Below are 22,662 nucleotides of genomic sequence, written 5' to 3'. Positions count from 1 at the left end.
AGTATGTCATGGCGTCAGCCAATACCAAACAACGCATGCCTCCACGTGCGAGTCCGGCAAACTTTGTCGATCCGGCAGCCATCATGCGCATCAAGAATCTCCCACTTCGGGCGAAGACCATTGTGGAGGGTTTCTATAACGGACTTCACCGCAGTCCCTTTCACGGTTTTTCCGTCGAATTTAGCGAATATCGCCAATACTGCCCGGGCGACGATCCGCGGTATCTCGACTGGCGACTGTTTGCCCGTTCCGATCGTTATTACATCAAACGCTTCGAAGATGAAACCAACCGACGCTGTTATCTCGTCGTTGACCTCAGTCGCTCGATGACGTTCGGATCGCTTGATTACACCAAAACAGACTACGCGCGCACGCTGGCAGCCACACTCGGCTACTACTTGACACTGCAACGGGATCACGTCGGACTCCTGACCTTTGATCAAGAACTCGGTGACTATCTTCCCGCCAGGCATCGGCATGGTCATCTGCATCAACTGATGGTCTTCCTGGAACGATCTCCGGAAGGAAAAGGTACCGATTTGCTCGCACCCCTGGAGCAGATCGCTCGACTCGTGGCCAAACGAGGATTGGTCGTCGTCATCTCAGACTTGCTCGCACCCGTCGACCGCCTGGAGAAACACCTGGGGTATCTGAAGTCCCGCGGGCACGAGGTCCTGATTCTGCGGGTGCTCGATCCGGCCGAAGTCGATTTCACCTTCGACACGTCAGCCACCTTTCGCGATCTTGAATCTTCCCGAGAACTGTTTGTCGATCCTGCTGCGGCCCGAGGTGAATACCTGAAATGTTTCCAGCAGCACGCGTCGGAGGTGCAAAACGCCTGTGATCGGATGGGCATCGACCTGGTAACGATGAAAACTGACGTGCCCCTTGATGTGGCGTTAGTTGAACTGTTGGCCGCTCAGATGCGACAAGGTAAAGCCAGTTCACATCGCCGACAAATCGACTCGCAAGCGGGAGCATCGCCATGAGTTTTTTAGCTCCCCTGTACGCTCTCGGATTGCTCGCTATCTCTGCCCCAATTTTGTTTCATTTAATCCAGCGACGTCCCAAGGGTGAGCAAACCTTCAGTTCACTGATGTTCCTCAAAGCCTCGCCGCCTCGACTAACACGACGAAGTCGGTTGGATAATCTGCTACTGCTGTTGCTGCGAGGACTAGCATTGCTCCTGCTGGCGTCCGCATTCGCGCGGCCTTTCCTCCGCTCTTATCTACAGGATGGCTTCGTGCCCTCGAGAGAGGTCGTTGTCTTATTGGACACAAGTGCCAGTATGAAACGTCCCGATCTTTGGAAACGTGCCACCGATGAGGTAGCGGCCGTAGTCGATGACCTCTTGCCCACAGACCGCGTTGCACTCCTTGCTTTTGACAACAACGTAACTCAAGTTATCGGCCTGGAAAATCATTCCCGTATGACATCGAGTCAGCGAAGCGAATTATTCCGTGAAAAATTGAAAACTCTTTCGCCTAGCTGGCTCGCAACCGATCTCGGAAAAGCGTTACCAGCCGCATTGGAATTATTGCATGGATCCGAAGTAGAAAATGAAGGGACACGAACGGCCTCTGGCCAAATTGTATTGATCACAGATTTCCAGGTTGGCAGCAGTCTGAAAGGACTCGACGGTATCCGGTGGCCACCGCAAATCGGAGTCGATCTCCGACAGGTTGTTCCGATTCAATCCGGGAATGCGAGCCTACATCGATTACATCCTGATTCGTCGACTGGCTCCGACGAACTTTTGGTTCGCGTTACGAATACGCCCAGTAGCAGCACAAGCGAATTCGAACTCAAATGGCTGACCGATGAAGAGGAAGCCAACCCCCAATACGACCGTTCGCTCCAAGTTCCTCCCAATCAACAGCGATCGGTTCGGGTCAAACGCCATCCGTCTTCCCGCGTTCTAACCCTCTCGGGAGATCACGCAGATTTTGACAATCAGCATTACATCGCTCGTTCGACGGCCATCACAAAACAATTGCTTCATTTGGGTATTGCCGACAACACAACGCAATCACTGGATTTTTTTCTGCACAAGCTTGTTCTCGATACACCACGCTACTCAGTTGTCTCAAAAACTCAGTGGCCACCCGCCAATCTGGAAACACTCGATCCAATCGCTTGCCCACTCGTTGTGATTTCACAACCCGTCAGTGAGAATCAGTACCAACCTTTGCGTAATTACCTCACCGAGGGAGGCCGAATCCTCTTCGTGCTGGAAACACATAGCGCCCAGGACGAACAGATGTCGACGATGTTGGCGAATCTTTTGGATCTAAAATCTGTGCAAATCGATGAAGCCATCATTCAATCGTACGCCATGTTCGGATATATCGACTTCCAACATTCATTGTTCGCTCCCTTCGCCGATCCTCGCTTTAACGACTTCACGAAAATCCGCATTTGGAAACATCGGTATCTCTCAACCGATCACGAAAGTCCCTGGGATATTCTCGCCAGCTTTGATAACAAAGCTCCAGCACTTGTTCAACGCACTGTGGGTCAAGGAACGGCCTGGATCCTTACCACTGGCTGGCAACCCAGCGAAAGCCAGCTGGCTTTGTCCACAAAGTTTCTCCCACTGGTAGCCGGTATGTTTGATGACAATCAAGATACTTCCGAACTCACCGATTCCCATCAGGTGGGCAGTCACGTCGATTTTGCAGAGGCCAGTCGTTCAGTGGAAGTCGTTGCCCCTGATGGAGAAAGATTCGAACTGAAAGATGCACCCTTTTCCTTCGACCAAGCCCATCAGCCGGGGATCTATCAATCCATTCAGGACGGTCAAACCCGTGAACTCGCGTTCAACATTGCCTTGACTGAATCGCAACTTGACCCACTGGATAAAGCAGAACTGGAACAACGGGGTCTTCGCCTCGAAGACCATTTAAGCGGTAAAGAAATCGTCGAACAAGACCGTCAACTAAGAGATATTGAATTGGAGTCGCAACAACAGATGTGGCGGTGGCTAATCCTCGGCGCCTTAGGACTGCTGATTGCAGAAAGTTGGCTAGGCGGACGACTCGGCAGACGTGCGAATCGACAAATGGGCGAATAACCCATCAATTGGAGAACAACGGTCATGGACCTTCAACTGCTGCAACAACTTACGAAAACGCAACTGCGTCTGCGTGGCTTCTCGCGTTGGCTCGCGATTGCTATCGTCTGCCTGTTGTCAGCAAGCAGTCTCGCCCTGACCCCAACCATTGCGACTTATCTTTCAGTCGACATCTCAGTTGTTGGCTGGGTAATCATCGCACTAACTCTGACCGCCATCGGTCTGGTGCTGCTTTTCGCGCGACGCGCCCATCGCGATCTTAATCAAGTGGCAAAAACCGTCGAAGACCACTTCCCCGCCTTACAACAACGACTTCTCACAGCCGTTGATCAAACGTCATCTACCCATTTGCAGGAGCCGGGCGGTTACCTCAAGCAACAAGTCGTGAAGGAAGCGCTGACTCACGATCGCAAACATCATTGGGAATCGGTCATCTCAACAAAACGTATGACAATCGCACGGTTGGCGGGCGTTTTTTCCATATTGCTCGTCGGCGTTTTATCCGCTCGCCTAATCGCCACAGACTCCATTGCAACCAACCATTTTGCAGAAAGTCCACCCGACTTACCAAGCAATCCACTCGTACCGTTGGAAATCACCGTTGAGCCCGGCGATTCGGAATTAGAGCGTGGCTCCAATCTGACCGTAATCGCTCGCTTTTCAGGCATTACTCCCCACCAGTCCACCCTCTTGATCGCCGATCAGACTGGCCCCCAGCGCAGCCTGCCCATGACTCGCAGCCTCGATGACCCGCTGTTCGGAATTAACCTCCCTGAAGTCTCCGAGTCATTTGACTATCACGTGGAGTTTTCTGACCAATCCTCAGACCGATACCGGATTACGGTTTTCGATTTCCCGAACTTGGTCCAAGCCGATGCCCGGCTGCAATACCCTGCCTACACCAACCTGCCCACTAAGACAGTACTTGATACACGCCGCATCAATACGGTCGAAGGCACTCGATTGACCTGGATTTGTTCTGTTAACAAGCCGCTTCAAAGCGCCGAGCTTGTCACCAAAGACGGTAATCGCCTACCCCTGGTGGCAGATCCAAATCGGCCTCTTACCTACCTCGCTTCCATCACACTGAAACAGAATATGAAGTGGGAATTAATTTTGACGGATCAGAAAGGTCGGAAAAACAAGTATCCACCCCAGTTATCCGCCAAAGCCATTCCCAATCGGCCCGCCGAAATCAAACTTGAGAACGCCCGTGATCTTAGCGTTTCCGCCCTCGAGGAACTTGATCTCAAAGCCACTGCCTGGGACGACTTCGGATTGGAACGTTTTGGCATCGCCTACAACATCGGCACGCAACCGATCCGGGACGTCCAGCTTGGTGGCACGGTGCAACCGCGAGAAAAGGCAACGATCAATCATCAATTCGATTTTGAATCGATGAATGCAAGACCGGACCAATTACTCGCTTATCATTTCTGGGCGGAAGACCGTGGCTCCGATGGTGAAGTACGACGGACACGCGGCGACATGTTTTTCGTCGAGGTAAGACGTTTTGAGGAAATCTTCCGCCAGGGTGAACAACCCTCGGCCGAAGACGCCGCTCAGCAACAGCAACAGCAACAGGGCGAAAGCCAAGGCAATCAAAACACCCAGCAAGCCGAGCAACTTGCCGATCTGCAAAAACAAATTGTTACCGCCACGTGGAACCTCATTCGTCGGAATGACTTAAAAGCGGAATCGAAAAGCTTCACGGATGACCTGTCGGTTATTCTTGAATCTCAACAATCTGCCATCACACTGCTAGAACAATTGATCCAAAATGTAGCTGACCAGGAATCCCAAGATCATGCCGACGCAGTACGGACTGCCATGCAAAAAGCTATCACGGCATTGTCCGCAGCCGACGAAGATTCCAAGCAGTTGGAAACAGCTCTCGCTCACGAACAAAACGCTTACCAAGGCTTACTCCGATTACGAGCACGCGAATCCGAAGTTATCCGTTCGTCCCAACAAGCCTCAAGCTCCAGCAGTTCGTCATCATCATCCTCTTCGAGCCGTTCGCAACAACAATTACAGGAATTAGAGCTCGACGAAGAGGAACAACGATACGAGACCGAACGCGAAGCTCAACAACAACAAGATTCAGACGCGCAACGAGACGTTCGACAAATTATTAGCCGTCTGCGAGACCTCGCCCGTCGCCAAGCCGATATTAACAAACAGCTTAAGGAATTACAGACAGCCTTGGAGGAAGAAGCCTCCCCGACAGAACGAGAAAAGTTTGAACGTCAGCTCAAACGTTTACGGGAACAGCAACAGGAACTGCTGCGAGACTCCGACGAACTGAATGAACGTCTGGAAGAAGCCGAAGATCAATCGAATCTGGAAGCAACTCGTCAACAGTTAGAACAATCACGAGATCAACTACAACAAAGTTCGGAAGCTCTGCAAGAGGGAGACATCCCTGAGGCACTCACTGCTGGTACGCGAGCCGAGCGTGAGTTCGAGCAAATAAGGGATGAATTACGCGAACAAGCCGCGCAGCAATTTACCGAAGAAATGCGTAATATGCGGCAGCAGGCCAGAACGATCGATGAACGGCAACAGGAGTTGTCGGATCAGTTAAATGAAACCAGCAACGCGCCGCAACCTGGACTGCGGCGTTCCAACGACAGCGACGCGATACGCGATGCCCTACAACAACAAAAGCGAGATCTGGAAAACCTCTTAGACGACGTTGAACAAACTGTTACCGAAGCGGAGGATGCTGAACCACTACTCGCACAACAACTTTACGACACCTTTCGCGATGCATCGCGAAGTCGCGCGGGGCAAAACCTACAGTCTGCAAGTGAGCTTCTAGATCAAGGACTGCGTGATCAAGCTCAACAACTCGAGAAAGAGGCCGCAAACGCCATCCAGAGCCTTCGTGAAAACATCGAGGAGTCTGCCGAAAGCGTCTTAGGAAGTGAAATCGAATCACTGCGCATGGCAAACGCAGAGCTTGCGGAATTGATGCGGCAACTTGATAACGAACTGCAACAAAACAGCCCGGGTCAACAGCAACCGGGTCAACAGCAACCGGGTCAACAGCAACCGGGTCAACAGCAACCGGGTCAACAGCAACCGGGTCAACAACAACCGGGTCAACAGCAACCGGGCCAACAGCAACCGGGCCAACAGCAACCGGGCCAACAGCAACCGGGCCAACAAGAACCGGGCCAACAACAACCGGGTCAACAGCAACCGGGCCAACAGCAACCGGGCCAACAAGAACCGGGCCAACAGCAACCGGGTCAACAACAACCGGGTCAACAACAACCGGGTCAACAACAACCGGGTCAACAGCAATCGGGTCAACAACAACCGGGTCAACAACAACCGGGTCAACAGCAACCGGGTCAACAACAACCGGGTCAACAACAACCGGGTCAACAACAACCGGGTCAACAACAACCGGGTCAACAACAACCGGGTAGCCCCAATCAATCCAGGCAACTCGACGGCGGTGGCCTACTGGATTCCATAAATGAAAGTTCGGGTGGTGGACCACTTACCGGCGATGAATTCCGTGAATGGTCCGATCGACTTAGGGACATTGAGGAAATACTCGATGATCCTGATTTATCGTCCCGCGCTGCACAGATCCGAGATCGCGCAAGAGGGTTTCGTCTAGATTTCAAACGCCATTCCAAAGAACCACATTGGCCGCTCGTTCAGGAGATGCTCGCAAACCCGCTTAGCGAACTTAAACAAGAAGTCACCGAAGAGTTGCTTCGACGCTCGGGAAAACGCGAGCAGCTTGTTCCCATTGATAGAGATGCTGTGCCACAAACCTTTGAAGATCGCGTCCAACGTTATTACGAATCCATCGGTGGGGGCGTGACAGAATGACGCACATCGTCTGGGGATCACCTGATTGGATTCTACCCACCGCTTCGATTGCAGTGATCTTGATCGCTGTGGTGGTCTGGTCGTATTATCGCGCTGCCGCTCATGGTACCGTACGAGCTGTTGCTGCGGGTCTCAAAATTATCGCTATTCTTGCCATTTCCTTATGTCTGCTCGAGCCACTTGTAAGCGGAACTCGACCACGCCCTCAAGCGAATGTTATTGCTCTATTGATCGACGACAGCGAGAGCATGTTGATCGATAAACGCGGCATCCCAGAGGACGACCTTATCAACCGCTGGCTGGCCGACCAGAATCAGGCTTGGCGGACACGACTCGAGCAGGATTTTGATCTTCGCAGCTACGCGTTCGATCGGCAACTCCGTCGGCTCGACCCGCAAACTCCTTTAGAGTTTCAGGGAAATAGCAGTCGACTCGGACGGGCCCTGCAATCTCTCCAGGAACGTTTCCTTGGTCGCCCTATCGCAGGCGCCATCCTCATTAGCGACGGGAATGCCACAGAGGCGACGCCGATTGATTGCTCGGAAATCACTTTCCCTATTTTCCCAGTGATCGAATCCGATGCACCAGTCGCAGCTGACATTCGTATCGAAGACGTACAAATAAGCCAGACAAATTTTGAGACGTCACCGACAACCGTCACTGCAAAAGTTGCCAGCGAAGGTCACGGTCGCACGCGTGCAACGGTGGAATTATTGACTCCTAATGGCCAGGTTCTCGAAGAGCAGTCGTTTGACTTGGCAGCTGATCAATCGGACAACACGGTTCGCTTCCGTTTCCGGCCAGACGAATCCGGCTTGACGTTTTACAAATTAAATGTATTCGCGGAAAGTGAGCGAGAGCGGAAACTTCAAGCTCCCTCAAAACTGGAAGCGACCGTTAAAAACAATACTCGCACCATCATGATAAACCGCGGAGGCGGTCCGTATCGGGTCTTGTATGTGAGCGGTCGGCCCAACTGGGAATTCAAATTCCTGCGACGAGCACTTCAAGAAGATGACGAAATCAGCTTAGTCGGCCTGCTCCGCATCGCCAACAAGGAACCCAAGTTTGCCTTTCGAGACACCCAAGGAACGGGTGACACAAATCGACTGTTTGAAGGTTTTGACAATCGAGATGCGGAAGACGCGGAAACTTACAATCAGCCGGTCATGGTACGACTGGGTATCGAAGATGAAAGCGAACTCCGGGATGGTTTTCCGCAATCGGCAGAAGAGCTCTTCGCCTATCATGCACTGGTGATCGACGACCTGGAATCAAGCTTTTTTTCCCCCGATCAGTTACTGTTGATTCGACGCTACGTTAGTCAACGAGGTGGAGGCCTGCTGATGCTTGGTGGACCTTCATCATTCCACTTGGGCAACTATCAACGAACACCCTTGGAGGAATTACTGCCCGTCTACCTCGCCCCCAAATCGCGTCGCACCGAGGAATCGGTTTCACTCAACCTGACTCGAGAGGGCTGGCTCGAACCTTGGATTCGGTTGCGAGCGACAGAGCGTGAAGAAGAAAAGCGTCTGGAGTCGATGCCCGAGTTCCTCACGCTGAATCCGAGTGGCAAGGCAAAACCAGGAGCTTCCGTGATCGCAACCGCCAGCAATCAAACGGGCGATCCGGCGCCTGCAATCGCGACGCAACGGTTCGGAAAAGGCCGGACAGCATCTGCATTGATTGGCGATTTTTGGCGTTGGTCCATGCAACGCAAGGAAAGCGATCCGGACGACTTGGCAGTTTTTTGGCGCCAGACCATGCGGTGGCTTACGGCCGACGGTCCTCGTCGAGTTGAACTCGAAGCGGTAGCTTCGGACGATGGGGAAAGTATCACGTTGAACACAACGGTTCGGGACGAAGAATTCGCAGCCGAAGACGGCGCCACCGTCAAACTAACCATCGAAGAACCCAATAACAACAAATTCCAGCTGGATGCAGAGGCAGATCCGTCACGACCGGGACTCTACACCAGCCGATATTGGCCAGCCCAAAGCGGAGGATATCGGGTGACCGCCGAGGTCGAAGCGCCCGACGGCAGCCCCATCGCAAAACGAGTCGGGGGATGGAGCACTGAAACATCCGTGCGCGAATTTTCCCGCATTCAACCTAACCTCGAACAGCTTGAACAGATTGCCAATGACACCGGGGGTGAAGTGATCCGTCCTAAACAATTAGAGCGCTTTGTTAAAAGCCTCTCACGACGGAAAGTACCGGTCACCGAACCTTGGGTTTATCCACTTTGGCATCAACCGTTTATTTTCGGCCTAGCCATACTCTGTTTGTGTACAGAATGGGGCTTGCGTCGCTGGAAAGGGCTCGCATGAAAACCACCTTGCTTATCATGTGGGGAATCGCCAGCGGAGCTTTTCTTGCAACACCCGCAATCGCGTCCAATGAGTCACGCCCATCGATCGTGATCGTGATTGGTGCCGGAGGTCTACCGGAGTACGACACGCAGTTCCAGCTCTGGGCAGCTCGCTGGAAAAACCTGGGCGAAGCGATCAAGGCAGAAACTACCGTCATCGGTCGCGACAACAAGGCCGACAACGACGATCGGCAACAACTCCAGACAACACTCAAGTCCCAATTGGGCCCATCCTCCTCTCCCTTGATCCTAGTCATGCTTGGACATGGAACGCACGCGCAAGGTGTTGCGAAATTCAACCTACGAGGACCGGACGTCTCAGCCAACGAACTGGCACAATGGATCGGCGACTCATCACGACAAGTTGCCGTGATTCAATGTTCCTCGTCAAGCGCCGCGTTTCTGCGTCAACTGACTGGCGACCACCGAACAATCATCACTGCGACGCGTAGCAGCGCAGAACAAAACTTCTCGCGATTCGGCGACTTTTTCTCATTGTCATTGACCGATGTCACGGCCGATCTAGACCACGATAATGCCATTTCATTGTTGGAATCATTTCTCTTTGCATCCAATCGAGTTGCACGCTTCTACGAGGAAGAATCCAGACTTGCAACCGAACACAGTCTGATTGACGATAATGGCGACGGTCTCGGCACTCCGCGCACATTTTTTCGCGGAATCCGCGCAGAAAAAGCAGCTCGCGATGGTTCTGCACTCGATGGGCTACAGGCACATCAAATCGTCCTATATCAATTTCCGGAACATAAGTCCTTATCAGCTGACTCCCTTGCCGAACGGGATGACCTTGAAAGACAAATCGAATCCCTGCGGCAAAAGAAAGCCGTTCTAGACATCGACCAATACTATCTAGCGCTTGAAAGCCTAATGGTCAAACTCTCAAATCTTTACTCGGCAAACGACAATTCACCCTAAGGTGTCGCAAGAACCCTTTCCCTATCATGACCGATTGGCTTTCAATCTCGCCCCTTTGCGACAAATCGTCATCGTCCAACTAGGCCTAATTCATCGGTGACGTTTGCGAATTCCTCAAGCCTCCTCAGACTTATTCGATCATGACAAAAAATCACCCCGACCAAGATAAACCGTCGCCCGAACGCAATCTCGTTTTCCTCGAACCGGAAGATTACGACCAAGCGAAGACAGTCCTCTACGATTCTGTCCTGCGTCTGTGGGATGTTGTCGACAACCTCAGTCGCCTACGCCCGAAACACACACCTGATTATCACGTCTCAATCTTTGGCTCAGCTCGCGTGCAACCCGACTCCGAAGAATACGCAAATATCCGTCGTCTTGCAGAAAATCTAGTGCGTATGGGCTGCCATATTGTCACCGGCGGCGGGCCCGGATTGATGCAGGCCGCCAATGAAGGCGCCACGACCGGCGCACCTGACAATCCAGAAAGATCGATTGGGATCCGTGTCGACTTGGAATTTGAGCAGGCGGCCAACCCCTTTGTCGGTCGCGTGTACGAACACAAGACCTTTTTCTCCCGACTCCATCACTTTGTCTTACGCTCTCATGGCTTCGTGGTGGTAGGTGGTGGAATCGGCACCACGCTGGAGCTAATGATGATTTGGCAGCTTTTGCAAGTCCGGAAACTTTATGGCACGCCTCTCGTGCTCGTGGGAGACATGTGGGAAGAGCTAGTCGGCTGGGCCGACAAGCACATGGTGCAAGCTCCTCCAGGGTACGCGAACCCCCAAGACATGCAGATCCCGACCTGCGTTAGTCAGATCGACGAGGCAATCGCCATCATTCAGAAAGATTACGACGATTGGCAGGCTGGCATACGCTGACTCGCCCCAACTACGAACCCAGCTGTGGAAACACACTCCCAATGTTCAGTTGATCACCCGTTTCCTTTTGCAGCTCAAGAAAACGGGCGAACATGCGTTTCATGCGATCAAGCTGACGCGGGTCACTTGCAAGATCGTCCATTTCATGTGGATCGGTCCGGAGGTTAAAGAGCCTCACCACTTTCGCCTTGGGATACAGAATTAATTTATAGTCATCCATCGTCACCATTCGTTGCAACATCAGATAGGCACCATACATCGCGTCGTAGCCGGAAGTTCGCTCTTCGCCTCGGATGATCGGCATCAATGTATCAAATTGCACATGTTCGGGTTTTTCGATCCCAGCCAACTCCAAAGTCGTTGGCATCACGTCTTGCAAATAGATCGGCGCGTCACATCGTTGTCCGGCCTTGATGCCTGGTCCGTTGACCATGAAGGGAACTCGCACGCTATGATCGTACATGTTTTGCTTGCCAAATAGCCCGTGCTGACCAACGGCCAGACCGTGATCCGCCGTGAAAAAGACATACGTGTTTTCTGCTTTGCCCGACTCCTGCAGCGCGGCAAGGATCCGCCCAATCTGTTCGTCCATGTGGGTAATGATCGCGTAATATTCTTGCCGATGCACTTGCACGGCTTCAGGCGTACGCGGGAAGGGCCCCAGTCGCTCATCGCGCAACTTCTCCCCGCATCCAATCAACTCCTTAAAGGGATAATACGTAAGGAAGTTCACCGGTAGCTTCATCTCGTTCACCGGATAACGATCGACGAATTCCTGGGGCGATTGCCGTGGATCATGGGGAGCATTAAATGCGATGTACATGAAAAACGGATCATTATCGGTGGATGCCTGCGAAAGAAAGCTGACTGCGTTGTCACCGACTACTTCACTCCAGTGTTTGCCACCTTGCCAAAAACCGCCAAAACTCTGATCCCAAGGTCGCCACGGATCTGCTTGATCGGGTAGGGGCCGGTTGTATCCGGTTGGAGTTTGAGCCGGCATTCCACCGCGGACGTGCGCCGTAACGTCAAACGCTTCCTGCGCATTCGCCTTTACATGCCACTTTCCTGTCATGTAAGTATCATAGCCGCCCGCGCGAAGGTATTCCGACCAGAATCTTCCAGCCTTGCGCTCTTGCTCAGTCTCGTTATAAATGCGATTAGCATGCCACAGATATCGACCCGTGTTTAACATGGTCCGACTTGCTACGCAGACTGCTCCGCTCCAAGAACCCATGTTGTAAGTACGGGTGAAGGTCAGTCCTTGCCGGACCAATCGATCTAGATTCGGCGTTTCGATCTCGTCACCGACAATTTCACCAATCGTTTGATAGCACTGATCATCGGCGAAAATAAAAAGAATGTTCGGGCGTTCTGCAGCCCGAAGGGTACAGGCATTCAACCCACTAAGGAAAAAGACAGCAGGAATCACAAGACGCAACCCAAAAGAAACAGGGGCAAGTTCTGCCATCGCACTTCCTCATCACGCAATTTGTAAAGACCACTTAATTCGGGCGTGGGAATTTCCCGCTTATCACCGTTTTTCCACCGAAAGTAGTCTACCAAGTGCCTGGGGATCCAACCATGTTTTTCGGCCAGACCCGCTGAATCACCTTAGCGAGTGCGTTACACTTGAGAACCATTGGTGCTCCATCGAATCATGTGGATCCCGAGACTTTCGCCCCGCGGGTCGCTAGGCTGCACTTTCCTTTCGTTTAAACAGGTTCAAAAAAAGAGGTTTTTTTCATGCAAACCATCGCTCATGGTCCTTCGGCATTCCGATGCCTAATCCTCGCGGTTTCATGCCTACTCTTCGGCGTTAGCGCCGAAGCAGTCATTGCTCAGAATGGCCCCAATAAGCAATCACAAAACCATTCCAATTCAGATCGACATCGTGACAACCAACAGCACCGCAACTCCGATCACTCCGACAAAAACAATGGCGCAACTGATCATCTCCGACAAGCCATTCAACACCTGAAGATGGCCGGTCTTGAGTCCGAGGCGAATCGCCTTGAGCAACGACTTCAAGGACGACGGATGCGGCGAAGCCAACCGGATCGACGACCCAGTGGCGTTCAAAACCGCGGCTTTCGTGGACAGCAAAATCGTCGCCCCGTACAAGCACCTGCCCAGCAACGACAAGTCGATGAGTTAACGCGTACTGTGCAAGAATTACAAGCGGCCGTTCATCACTTGCACGAAAGACTGACACATTCCGAGAGACTTTCCCACGTCGTCGACGATGCTCATCGTGGCCTGGACGAATTACGGGAACACACGGATCGTCGCGGGGAAGAACTGGAGCGGCACATCAACCGACAGCTTGAAAATTTCGAACAGCATTTCTTGGGTCGAGAGCGGGATCACGACGAGGATCATGGACGCCATCACGACGACGACGACGATCACGACGACGATCACGAGGAGGATCACGAGGAGGATCACGACGACGATCACAACGACGATCACAACGACGATCACAACGAGGGTTAACCGCCAAACGGCTCACCCATTAATCTTGCCAAGAAAGAAGGCAGGTCTTCTCGCCGAGTCCTGCGCAAGCAGACATGCTGCGAATTCTCATCGGACTGCTCGCTTGTGGAACACCCCTGCTGGCCACCGCCTCGGGACAACCTAATATTCTTTGGATTCTGGCAGAGGACATCGGGCCGGAACTTGGATGCTACGGCACGGAGCAAGTCCATACGCCACATCTCGATCAGCTTGCTGACCAGGGGATGCTGTTCCGCAACGCTTTCACTGTTACTCCGGTCTGTTCGACCAGTCGCTCGTCGTTCATGACCGGCATGTATGCGATGGCCATCGATGCACAAAACCATCGATCCCATCGAGATGGCTCGAACCCTCTGCCAAAAGGTGTCCGTGTCTTAACGGATTGGTTCCGTGATGCGGGCTATTCCACAGCGAACATCACTGAATTAACCGGTGACGCCAAGACAAAACAGTTTTATCGCGGAACGGGTAAAACCGACTGGAATTTCACATACGACAAGGGCAAGCAACCGTTTGACTTCAAACAGTGGAGTCAATTGAAGGACAACCAACCGTTTTACGCCCAAGTAAACTTCCCAGAAACTCATCGTGGGCGTTCGTGGAATCAAGCCCATCGGCACATCGCCAAATTGGCAGACCCCGAGAAGGTTGAGATACCACCCTATTATCCAGACCATGCCGTGACGCGTGCAGTCTGGGCACAATACCTGAACGCAATCATGGCGCTCGACGACAAGGTTGGCTTCGTCTTGGAGCTGTTACAGCAGGACGGCTTGGCCGAAAATACGGTGGTCGTTTTCATGGGCGACCACGGGCGAGCTATGCCACGCGGCAAGCAGTGGCCCTACGACAGTGGAATGCATGTTCCGCTGATCATCTTCTGGCCACCGAACAATCCACAGCTTCCCATGCCAGCGGGCTATGAGGCAGGGCTCGTGTCTAACGATTTAGTTGCATCGATTGACGTCAGCGCCACGAGCCTTGCTATGGCTGGGATTGAAACGCCCCCGAAAATGCAAGGCCAACCGTTTCTAGGGCCTCATCGAGCTTCTCCCCGCGACTATTTATTTGGCGGTCGCGACCGAGGCGACGAAACGGTCCTTCACATCCGCACCGTGCGCGACAAACAATACCGCTATCTGTTGAACCGATATCCGGAGCGGCCATTCTTGCAGCTCAACCGATACAAAGAGGCAAGTTATCCCATTATTGGATTATTGCGAAGCCTCGATTCCAAGGGACAACTAGAAGGGCCACCAACCGCACTCATGGCAAGCCAGCGTCCCACCGAAGAGCTCTACGACTTGCGCGCCGATCCTTGGGAAATCAACAACCTTGCAGATTCTCCCCAGCACACGGAAACCAAAAACAGGCTCAAAGCGCAGCTCGTCAATTGGATGAACGAGATCGATGATCAAGGTCGCGAGCCCGAAGCTTCGGCTATTCCGGCTAGTTGGGAAACTCGCATGCGAAACAATTACGACAAACGGCTACGATCTCGCCCAGACGATTGGTTTGAGTCAGCACCCGCCTTAGGGCCCTATCGCAACTAGGCGCCGTTGCCATGGCACTGTTGCTTGGCTTGGCAAAATGTCCGCTTTGAGCCCATCCAAGCTAATCTCTCACCAGCTTGGAGCCCCTGTTTTTCGTTCCGAGCGATTGGTGAATCTTTTCATTAACGTCATTCGTGACCAACCGAGTTGAGTCGTCACCTATCACGAAATACGTCCCGGTTGGATGGTGGCTACTAAAGTCGTCAAAGTGACCTGTGAGGTGAGTTAGGAGCATCATCTGTCGATCCCACAACTCGCGCTATTTCTTCATCTACGCCAGCAATCGCCCCAATCCAACGGCTACGGCCTGTCGTAAATTTTCGATGAATTACCTTTTGTGCCAGAGAATTACACACACAAGTTTGCCACCGCTGGACCATCCAATCGCAAACAACAGCATGGGAGCAGACGGGTGATTTCTCCCAACCTTGTCCTTGTACCGGCCGTCGCAGACAGGATAATAGAAACGAAAATAAGGCTATCCCGAGCTACCAAGCGAACCGAACAATTCGAACCGCTTATTAGCCGACAATGAGTGCACCCAAACACCCTCCCACGCGGACTTCTTGCTTTCACGATCTGTCGTCAACTGCAGTTGCAATCGACGTGTTCGAAAGATGGAATTGGCAATCAAAACTTGCCCCATCTACTGTGGACCAAACATTCGAAGGAAGATTCTCATGGCTTGTGACAGACACCTTCTTTGCATCACACTGGCCACCTTTGTATTGGGCCTCGCTGTGAGCCGATCGGGGGGCCAGGAAAAGATCGAACGTTTTTTTCTTCCGCCTGACCTGCTGATACAACACAAGCAGCAACTTGATTTGACGGCCTCCCAGCTCAATGCGATTAAGACGCAACTTGAACAGGCAGGTTCCGACTTTCGGATGCATGCACAAAATTCCGAGGCCGCATCTCGAAAAATGGCTCAACTCCTGAAGGCGGATGTTGTCAACGAAGAGGCGGTTTTGAATCAGCTAGACGCAATCCTTGCGATTGAAAAATCAGAAAAGCAATTGCGTCTGCAGGTAATGATCCGCTTGCGAAATCAATTGACTGCCGAACAGCGCAAAAAGGCTTTTACCCTCAAGACGAGCTACGATGCCCAGTCAACCAAGCAACGACTATCCGACCAGTTGACGCAGATCGGGTCGACGCTTACTAATTTGAGCCGAGCAGGCCGCCATTTCCCCAAATTACAGGCAAAGCTCCAACAGGTCTCCAATCTGATCCAGTCAGATCGTCTTGGGGAGGCGAAAAGCTTGCTCGAAGTGATCAAGCTGAAATTACAACCAATTTTGATGGCCGTCGAGCATAAGAAATCGACGAAGAACGGTCCAGCGCCACAGAGCGTATTCTCCCCAGCCAACGAACCCAGCGATCGCCCGGGGACAAAAATTGAAAAAGCGTCGCCGGCAAGTGTCGACCGCCGCATCGCACAAATGAAGCAAAACGACGTTGCTTGGAGAAAGATTCCCTGGAAGAGTTGTTTACTGGACGGATTAAAAGAATCGCGATTGCAAAACAAACCGGTCATTCTTTGGGTATTTATTGATCGCCCAATCGATGACGAACGATGCTGAGTGTTCGCGGCTGCCGCCCGTGAGGTGGTTTTTTCGAATCCAAACGTAATTGAACGCATCCAACAAGATTTCATCCCTGTCGCCTTGAAGGCCCAGACCGTCAACAATCCCCCCCAGGGAATTGAGGGCGCTTTACTTGCTGAAATCAGCCGCTCAAAAGTCGCTGCTCAGGGTATCTGCTCGGTGAACTCTGCCGGCAAGGTTTTAGCCTGGACGATCGCTTTCGACAACAGCGACAGTATCCTGCAGTTCTTTCAGCATGTGCAGGAACGTTACCAACAGTTCCCTGACGCTGAGCAGGCTGTTCCAGCAGAACGATACAGACGATTTCCGAGCGTCCCATTAGCGACGGCAAAAGATTCACTCATCTCCCTTCGCGTGCCACAACAGCATCCAATCGGAGAACAGTGCACAGGCGTCTTAAAGGGCACCGGCGATGACTTCATCGCAAGGATTATTGGCCGAGCATTAGACAATCAAGGAAACCCCATTGCCGACACCACGCTTCAAGAACATTACATGGAGGCGCGACTCGAAATCCAGCCTCAGCTGCAATCCGATTTAGCCCTCGCCGCCAAGTCCGCAGCAGGACAACGATTCCGACTACCTGATTCGCTCAGCCAACGGATCGTCAGTCGAACCTATCTCGGCATGCTTGACGTAGATCCGACGGGCCAGGTTCCCGGCTCAAAAAGTGACGCACAACAATGGAATTTCTTCGGAGAAGAAATTCCTCATGAAGATAAAACTGTCATGCGCATTCAAATCGAAGGGGGATCGCATGCGTCGGGCCGTTTGGGAAACAACCTCAAATTGGCCAGCGGCCACAACTGGGAACATCAGGTTACGCTTAACTGGTATGGTTTCATGGATCTACGTGATCAGCGGATCATCAATATAAGTCTGCTTGCAGGCGGTGATGAAAAACTGCTGTGGCAGATCCCGAATGCCGACCAGGGCGCAGCTACTCGATTACCATCCGGGCATCCAATCGATCTCGACGGTGGAGTCCTTTACGGCATTCGTGGCCCCACTCAATGAGTCGCGGCCGAAATGGCAGCCGAACCTCTTCAGCAAGACTGACCACCGGGCAGCGATTGCGACTATGTCAAAATGTCTCGGACCACCTCACCGTGGACATCCGTCAGGCGAAAATCTCGGCCCTGATACCGATAAACGAGGCGTTCATGGTCAAAACCTAATTGATGGAGAATCGTGGCTTGCAGATCGTGCACATGCACCTTGTCCTCCACTGGACGAAAACCAAGCTCGTCCGATGCGCCGTGCGTATGCCCCCCGCGAATTCCGCCGCCGGCAAGAAACATTGAATAACAATCCGGAAAATGATCTCGCCCAAGAATACTCCCCTTACTTGTTCGTCCTTCGCGAAATGGCGTCCTTCCAAATTCACCGCTTAGAACGACTAACGTCTCATTCAGTAGCCCTCGTTCCTTCAAATCCTGGATTAGGGCTGCCACAGGTTGGTCCATCGTACTGCATTTCTTGGTGAGCCCATCTCGTATATCTTCCTTTGGATTGGTTCCGTGGAAGTCCCATCCCCAATCAAATAGCTGCACAAATCTTACACCTTGCTCGACCAATCTTCGGGCTAGTAGACAATTATTTGCAAAACTAGACTCACCAGGCACAGCTCCGTAGGCCTTCTTCGTTGCCTCTGTCTCACGTGAAATATCCATCACTTCAGGTACCGATGCTTGCATGCGATAAGCTAACTCGTACTGCGCAATCCGAGTACGTGTTTCAGGGTCACCGCCTTCTGCCATCTGGATTTGGTTTAGATCACGCAAGGCATCAAGACTCATTCGTCGCAGATTTCGATCCATTCCCTCAGGATTCGAAACGAAGAGTACAGGATCTCCTTGCGTTCGACATTGGACTCCCTGAAATACGGATGGCAGAAATCCGCTACCCCAAACGCTTTTACCCGCACTCGGATTTGAACCACTCGACACCAGGACGACAAAGCCAGGCAAATTCTGATTTTCCGAGCCCAGGCCATAGGTGACCCAAGATCCCAAAGAAGGACGCCCCATTCGCGGCGAGCCCGTATAGAGCATCAACTGTGCGGGTGCGTGATTAAATTGGTCCGTATTCATCGAACGAATAACGCACAACTCATCTGCAACGTTGGATAAATTCGGCAGCGCGTCAGACAGCCATAAGCCACCTTCGCCATGTTGACCAAACTTGCGCGGAGTCCCCAACAATTTCGGAGCGGCACTCGTGAAAGCAAACCGTTTCCCCTGAAAATATTCAGCAGGGCAATTTTCTCCCGTCCGTTTGACCAATTCCGGTTTGTAGTCAAAGAGATCCAGATGGGGCGGCGAACCTGCCATATGCAGGTAGATTACATTTCTTGCCTTGGCGGGATGGTGTGGCGTCCGCGCGGCGAGCGGCCGTTCTTGATCAGCGTTCGATTCCGAAGCCAGTAAAGTACTCAGCGCAATGCTGCCGAGCCCCAACTGACAATCGCGAAAAAAATGTCGACGCGTTTGCCGTAATGCCTGTTCATGAAGCGTATTCATTTCGATCACCGTTGGTTACTTCTTTGCAAGAAGTTCATCCAAATTCAATAAAACATTGGCCAGCACCGTCCAAGCGGCAAGGTCGGGTGTTGTCATCCCAATCGGCCCCAATGGCTCAAACGCCAGATGTTTCGCGTTCTCGGGCTGCTGTGCATACTGATTTCGCACCCTACCGTATAGCTCGGCTAACCGAGCCACTTCAAGCCTGGCAGGTGGCCGCGCCACGCAGAGCCGAAAACCGTGGGCGATCCGATCTTCCACCGACCGGTCGGGTTCGGATACCATTCGACTCGCCAATCCCTTCGCAGCTTCGATAAAAACCGGATCATTGAGTGTCACAAGCGCTTGCAACGGAGTGTTAGTGCGAACACGACGGATCGTACACACCTCTCGACTCGGTGCATCAAAAGTAGTCATAGAAGGGTAGGGGGTAGTCCTGCGCCATCGGGTGTAGATGCCGCGCCGAAAACGATCTTCGCCCGCGCTGGGCTGCCAATCCGTCGAGCCACCAAAGGCGGCTCGCAGACCAAGCGCAGGCCTTGGAGGTCGTACGGAGGGCCCCATCATTTTCCGACTAAGTTGGCCAGCAATGGCGAGTGCTTGATCCCGAATCATTTCCGCCGACAAACGAAAACTTGCCCCTCGTGAGAGCAGCCGATTTGAGGGGTCAATCGCTAGTTTCTGTTCTGTCACCCCCGACGCTTGCTGGTAAGTTGCCGACATCACGATTTCTCGCAACAACCACTTGGTATCCCAACCGCGGTCCACATAACGAACCGCCAACGTATCAAGAAGCCGCGGATGAGATGGAAGTTCACCCTGCGTACCGAAATCTTCACTCGTTTCCACCAGGCCTATTCCGAACAGTTGCTCCCAACAACGATTTACGGCCACTCGGGCAGTCAGCGGATTATCCGCCGACACGAGCCAGCGAGTCACCTCGAGTCGATTGGGCTCCACGTCGGCCGGTAACGGGTGAAACGAGGCAGGAACCCCTGCCTCGACTTTCGCGCCCTGAATCAAAAAGTTCCCCCGAATTTGCACATGCGTCGTTCGCCTTTTATCTCGCGGCAACTCTCGCATGATCGGCGTCAACACGCCTTTGATCCCCTGCAGCTGCTTTTCGCGAGTTGCGATTTCTGCTCTTAACACCGAAAGCTCACCTTGATTCGCCTGACGGTATTGAGCTATTGCTTCGAGTTGTTTCGCTGAAAGCAGCTCCACCTGCTGGGGCAATTCAACCCGCACGCTGGGCATTGGAATTTGATCGAACACCTTTACAAAGATGGCTTGCCGATCCTCATTCAAGGCAACAACGCGGAACTGTTTTAGACGTTTGGAGGAATCTCCGTCGGTCCGATTCCAGACTGCGATTGCATCGACCATGTGACCCACCTTGAGATCGACCTCCCACCAGGGCCGATCTTCAGCCGCCGTGTGTGTCGTCGATTTCAGGTTAAAATCCCCGTTGGTCTCACCGTCGATGGCAAACTTGGCCGGACCGTCGTAAGCCACTGAACTCTGCTGCGCAGTTCCTGATGTGGCGACATTGCGATCACCGACAAGTACTTGAACTTCTGCCAAGGAAAGAAATGCTTTGTCCTGTAACGATTCGATTCTCACGAATCGGGCTTGCAGCGAATCCGGAGTTGTCGCCTGACGATCTATCTGCTCTTGCTGCAACTGCTCTAGCTTTGTCTTCAAACCTGTGATCTCAGATTGCAACGTCTTTCGCAGCCGATTCTCTTCCGCAGTGTACTCCCGCAGGCCTGGAGACTCATCGGCCCGGTCCGCATCTGCTGTGTTGTTGAAGACAGCATAAAACTGAAAATACTCTTCCTGAGAAATCGGATCGTACTTATGCGAATGGCACTGAGCACAGCCCATCGTCAGTCCCATCCAGACTTGCATCGTTGTATTGACGCGGTCAACAACCGCTGCAGACCGAAACTCCTCATCATCGGTGCCTCCTTCGCTATTGGTCATTGTGTTTCGGTGAAACGCTGTCGCCAATAGCTGTTCATCTGTTGAATTCGGCAACAGGTCCCCCGCTAGCTGCTGAACCGAAAACTCGTCGAACGGCAAGTTGCGATTTAGCGCATCAATCACCCAATCACGATAACGCCAAATCACCCGGGGAGGATCCGCGGCGTAACCGGCTGAATCTGCGTAACGCGCTATGTCGAGCCAAACGCGGGCCCATCGTTCCCCGAATGCTGGCGATTGCAACAAACGATCAACCAATCGCGCGTAAGCATCTGGCTGTTGATCGAAAACGAAATGGTCAACCTCTTCGATCGTTGGTGGTAATCCCGTTAAGTCGAGCGAGAGGCGTCGCACGAGCGTATATCGATCGGCTCGCTCGGCAGGAACGAGGCCACGTTCACGAAGGCCGTCAAAAACGAAACGGTCAATCGCATTATTACCCCAGGCGGGGCGTCCGGATTTCGTCACCGGTCGATGGACTTGCGGAGCAACAAACGCCCAATGCTGTTGATAGCTCGCACCCTGTTCGATCCACTGCCGAAGAATAGCAATCTCCGAATCCGCTAAAGATTCGCCGCTTCCTTCGGGAGGCATCCGTAAATCTTCATCGAGCGAACTAATGCGTGACAACAACTCGCTGTTGTTCAGGTCGGCAGGGACGATCGCACGCAAACCGCTCTCCAATTCCGCTAGAGCTCCCTCCCGCTGATCCAACCGCAGTCCGGCTTCACGGGTCGCGGCATCCGGACCGTGACAACGAAAACAACGTTCTTGCAGAATCGGACGTACATCATCATTGAAATCAACCACTTCGTCAGCAGAACGCTGCGCGACAAGCGAGGCTGGCAGGATGACCAGCAAACACGATGACAATAAGGCACGCCCTATCTGAGAGCGACATCCTGTCCAAACCTTTTCGAACTGAAGCATTTTTAGCTTCCTGAGAAATCAGTATTTGCGGTGGCCCGTGTACCATGGATCGCTGAAAATGTAAGCGTCTCATCTTGATAAATCACGACCGAAAGCCCGGCAAGATGATAGCTCTATAATAACACGATTCTACTGCTTTCGCATTCGATGTCTGCAAGGATAACGATGTCTGCAAGGATAACCAAGCGAACCGCGGGCCTCACTTTTTCCAATCACATTCATCCAAGTAGGTAAATAAGGGGTCGGCCTTCCAGCGCAGACGCGTTGGTATCGGTTCGTCTACAGCTCGTCAACGTGTAGCAAACGTGTAGCAAACGTGTAGCAAACGTGTAGCAAACGTGTAGCAAACGTGTAGCAAACGTGTAGCAAACGTGTAGCAAACGTGTAGCAAACGTGTAGCAAACGTGTAGCAAACGTGTAGCAAA

General features: G+C 52.6%; 13 protein-coding genes. 10 read left to right on the top strand and 3 right to left on the bottom strand.

From position 1 onward, the window contains the following. Positions 1–8 precede the first annotated feature (8 nt). The 6 genes from P8N76_11660 (at position 9) to P8N76_11635 (ending at position 11,122) form a co-directional block, all read left to right on the top strand. Positions 9–989, top strand: coding sequence for a DUF58 domain-containing protein (locus P8N76_11660; protein MDG2382319.1), 981 nt, complete (start codon positions 9–11; stop codon positions 987–989). Continuing rightward, positions 986–3,073 carry a BatA domain-containing protein gene (locus P8N76_11655; protein ID MDG2382318.1) on the top strand — a complete coding sequence of 696 codons (2,088 nt, stop codon included), beginning with the start codon at positions 986–988 and terminating at the stop codon, positions 3,071–3,073. Before P8N76_11660 ends, P8N76_11655 begins: the two co-directional genes overlap by 4 nt. Before the next feature lie 24 nt (positions 3,074–3,097). Continuing rightward, complete coding sequence (locus P8N76_11650) at positions 3,098–6,928, top strand: hypothetical protein (protein ID MDG2382317.1); 3,831 nt, start codon at positions 3,098–3,100, stop codon at positions 6,926–6,928. Further along, on the top strand, positions 6,925–9,261 hold the full coding sequence (locus P8N76_11645) for a glutamine amidotransferase (GenBank protein ID MDG2382316.1): 2,337 nt from the start codon (positions 6,925–6,927) through the stop codon (positions 9,259–9,261). Before P8N76_11650 ends, P8N76_11645 begins: the two co-directional genes overlap by 4 nt. Then, complete coding sequence (locus P8N76_11640) at positions 9,258–10,238, top strand: hypothetical protein (protein MDG2382315.1); 981 nt, start codon at positions 9,258–9,260, stop codon at positions 10,236–10,238. The genes P8N76_11645 and P8N76_11640 overlap by 4 nt, the downstream gene beginning before the upstream one ends. Positions 10,239–10,378: 140 nt before the next feature. Next, positions 10,379–11,122 (top strand): LOG family protein, encoded by a 744-nt coding sequence (locus P8N76_11635; GenBank protein MDG2382314.1) that lies wholly within the window; start codon positions 10,379–10,381, stop codon positions 11,120–11,122. A 10-nt stretch (positions 11,123–11,132) separates the two neighbouring features. Here P8N76_11635 and P8N76_11630 read toward each other — a convergent pair whose 3' ends face one another. Then, positions 11,133–12,593 (bottom strand): sulfatase-like hydrolase/transferase, encoded by a 1,461-nt coding sequence (locus tag P8N76_11630; GenBank protein ID MDG2382313.1) that lies wholly within the window; start codon positions 12,591–12,593, stop codon positions 11,133–11,135. A 275-nt stretch (positions 12,594–12,868) separates the two neighbouring features. On the opposite strand from P8N76_11630, the gene P8N76_11625 reads away from it, so the two are divergent. From P8N76_11625 to P8N76_11610, 4 genes are all read left to right on the top strand, one after another. Next, entirely contained in the window at positions 12,869–13,618 is a 750-nt protein-coding gene (locus tag P8N76_11625; GenBank protein ID MDG2382312.1) for a hypothetical protein, read from the top strand. Between the two features lie 74 nt (positions 13,619–13,692). Beyond that, positions 13,693–15,192 (top strand): sulfatase, encoded by a 1,500-nt coding sequence (locus tag P8N76_11620; protein MDG2382311.1) that lies wholly within the window; start codon positions 13,693–13,695, stop codon positions 15,190–15,192. Between the two features lie 680 nt (positions 15,193–15,872). Next, positions 15,873–16,775 carry a periplasmic heavy metal sensor gene (locus P8N76_11615; GenBank protein MDG2382310.1) on the top strand — a complete coding sequence of 301 codons (903 nt, stop codon included), beginning with the start codon at positions 15,873–15,875 and terminating at the stop codon, positions 16,773–16,775. Next, the gene (locus P8N76_11610; protein ID MDG2382309.1) at positions 16,776–17,816 is read left to right on the top strand and encodes a hypothetical protein; all 1,041 of its coding nucleotides are present in this window, start codon (positions 16,776–16,778) and stop codon (positions 17,814–17,816) included. Positions 17,817–17,878: 62 nt separating this feature from the next. Here the strand turns inward: P8N76_11610 and P8N76_11605 are convergent, their stop codons facing one another. Both P8N76_11605 and P8N76_11600 read right to left on the bottom strand, forming a co-directional pair. Beyond that, positions 17,879–19,321 (bottom strand): DUF1501 domain-containing protein, encoded by a 1,443-nt coding sequence (locus P8N76_11605; protein MDG2382308.1) that lies wholly within the window; start codon positions 19,319–19,321, stop codon positions 17,879–17,881. Positions 19,322–19,336: 15 nt separating this feature from the next. Next, positions 19,337–22,237: a DUF1553 domain-containing protein gene (locus P8N76_11600; protein MDG2382307.1), complete on the bottom strand. Its 2,901-nt coding sequence runs from the start codon at positions 22,235–22,237 to the stop codon at positions 19,337–19,339. Positions 22,238–22,662: the final 425 nt, after the last annotated feature.

This window comes from Pirellulaceae bacterium (assembly GCA_029243025.1).
Lineage (GTDB): Bacteria > Planctomycetota > Planctomycetia > Pirellulales > Pirellulaceae.
This window is presented reverse-complemented; position numbering and strand designations above follow the sequence as displayed.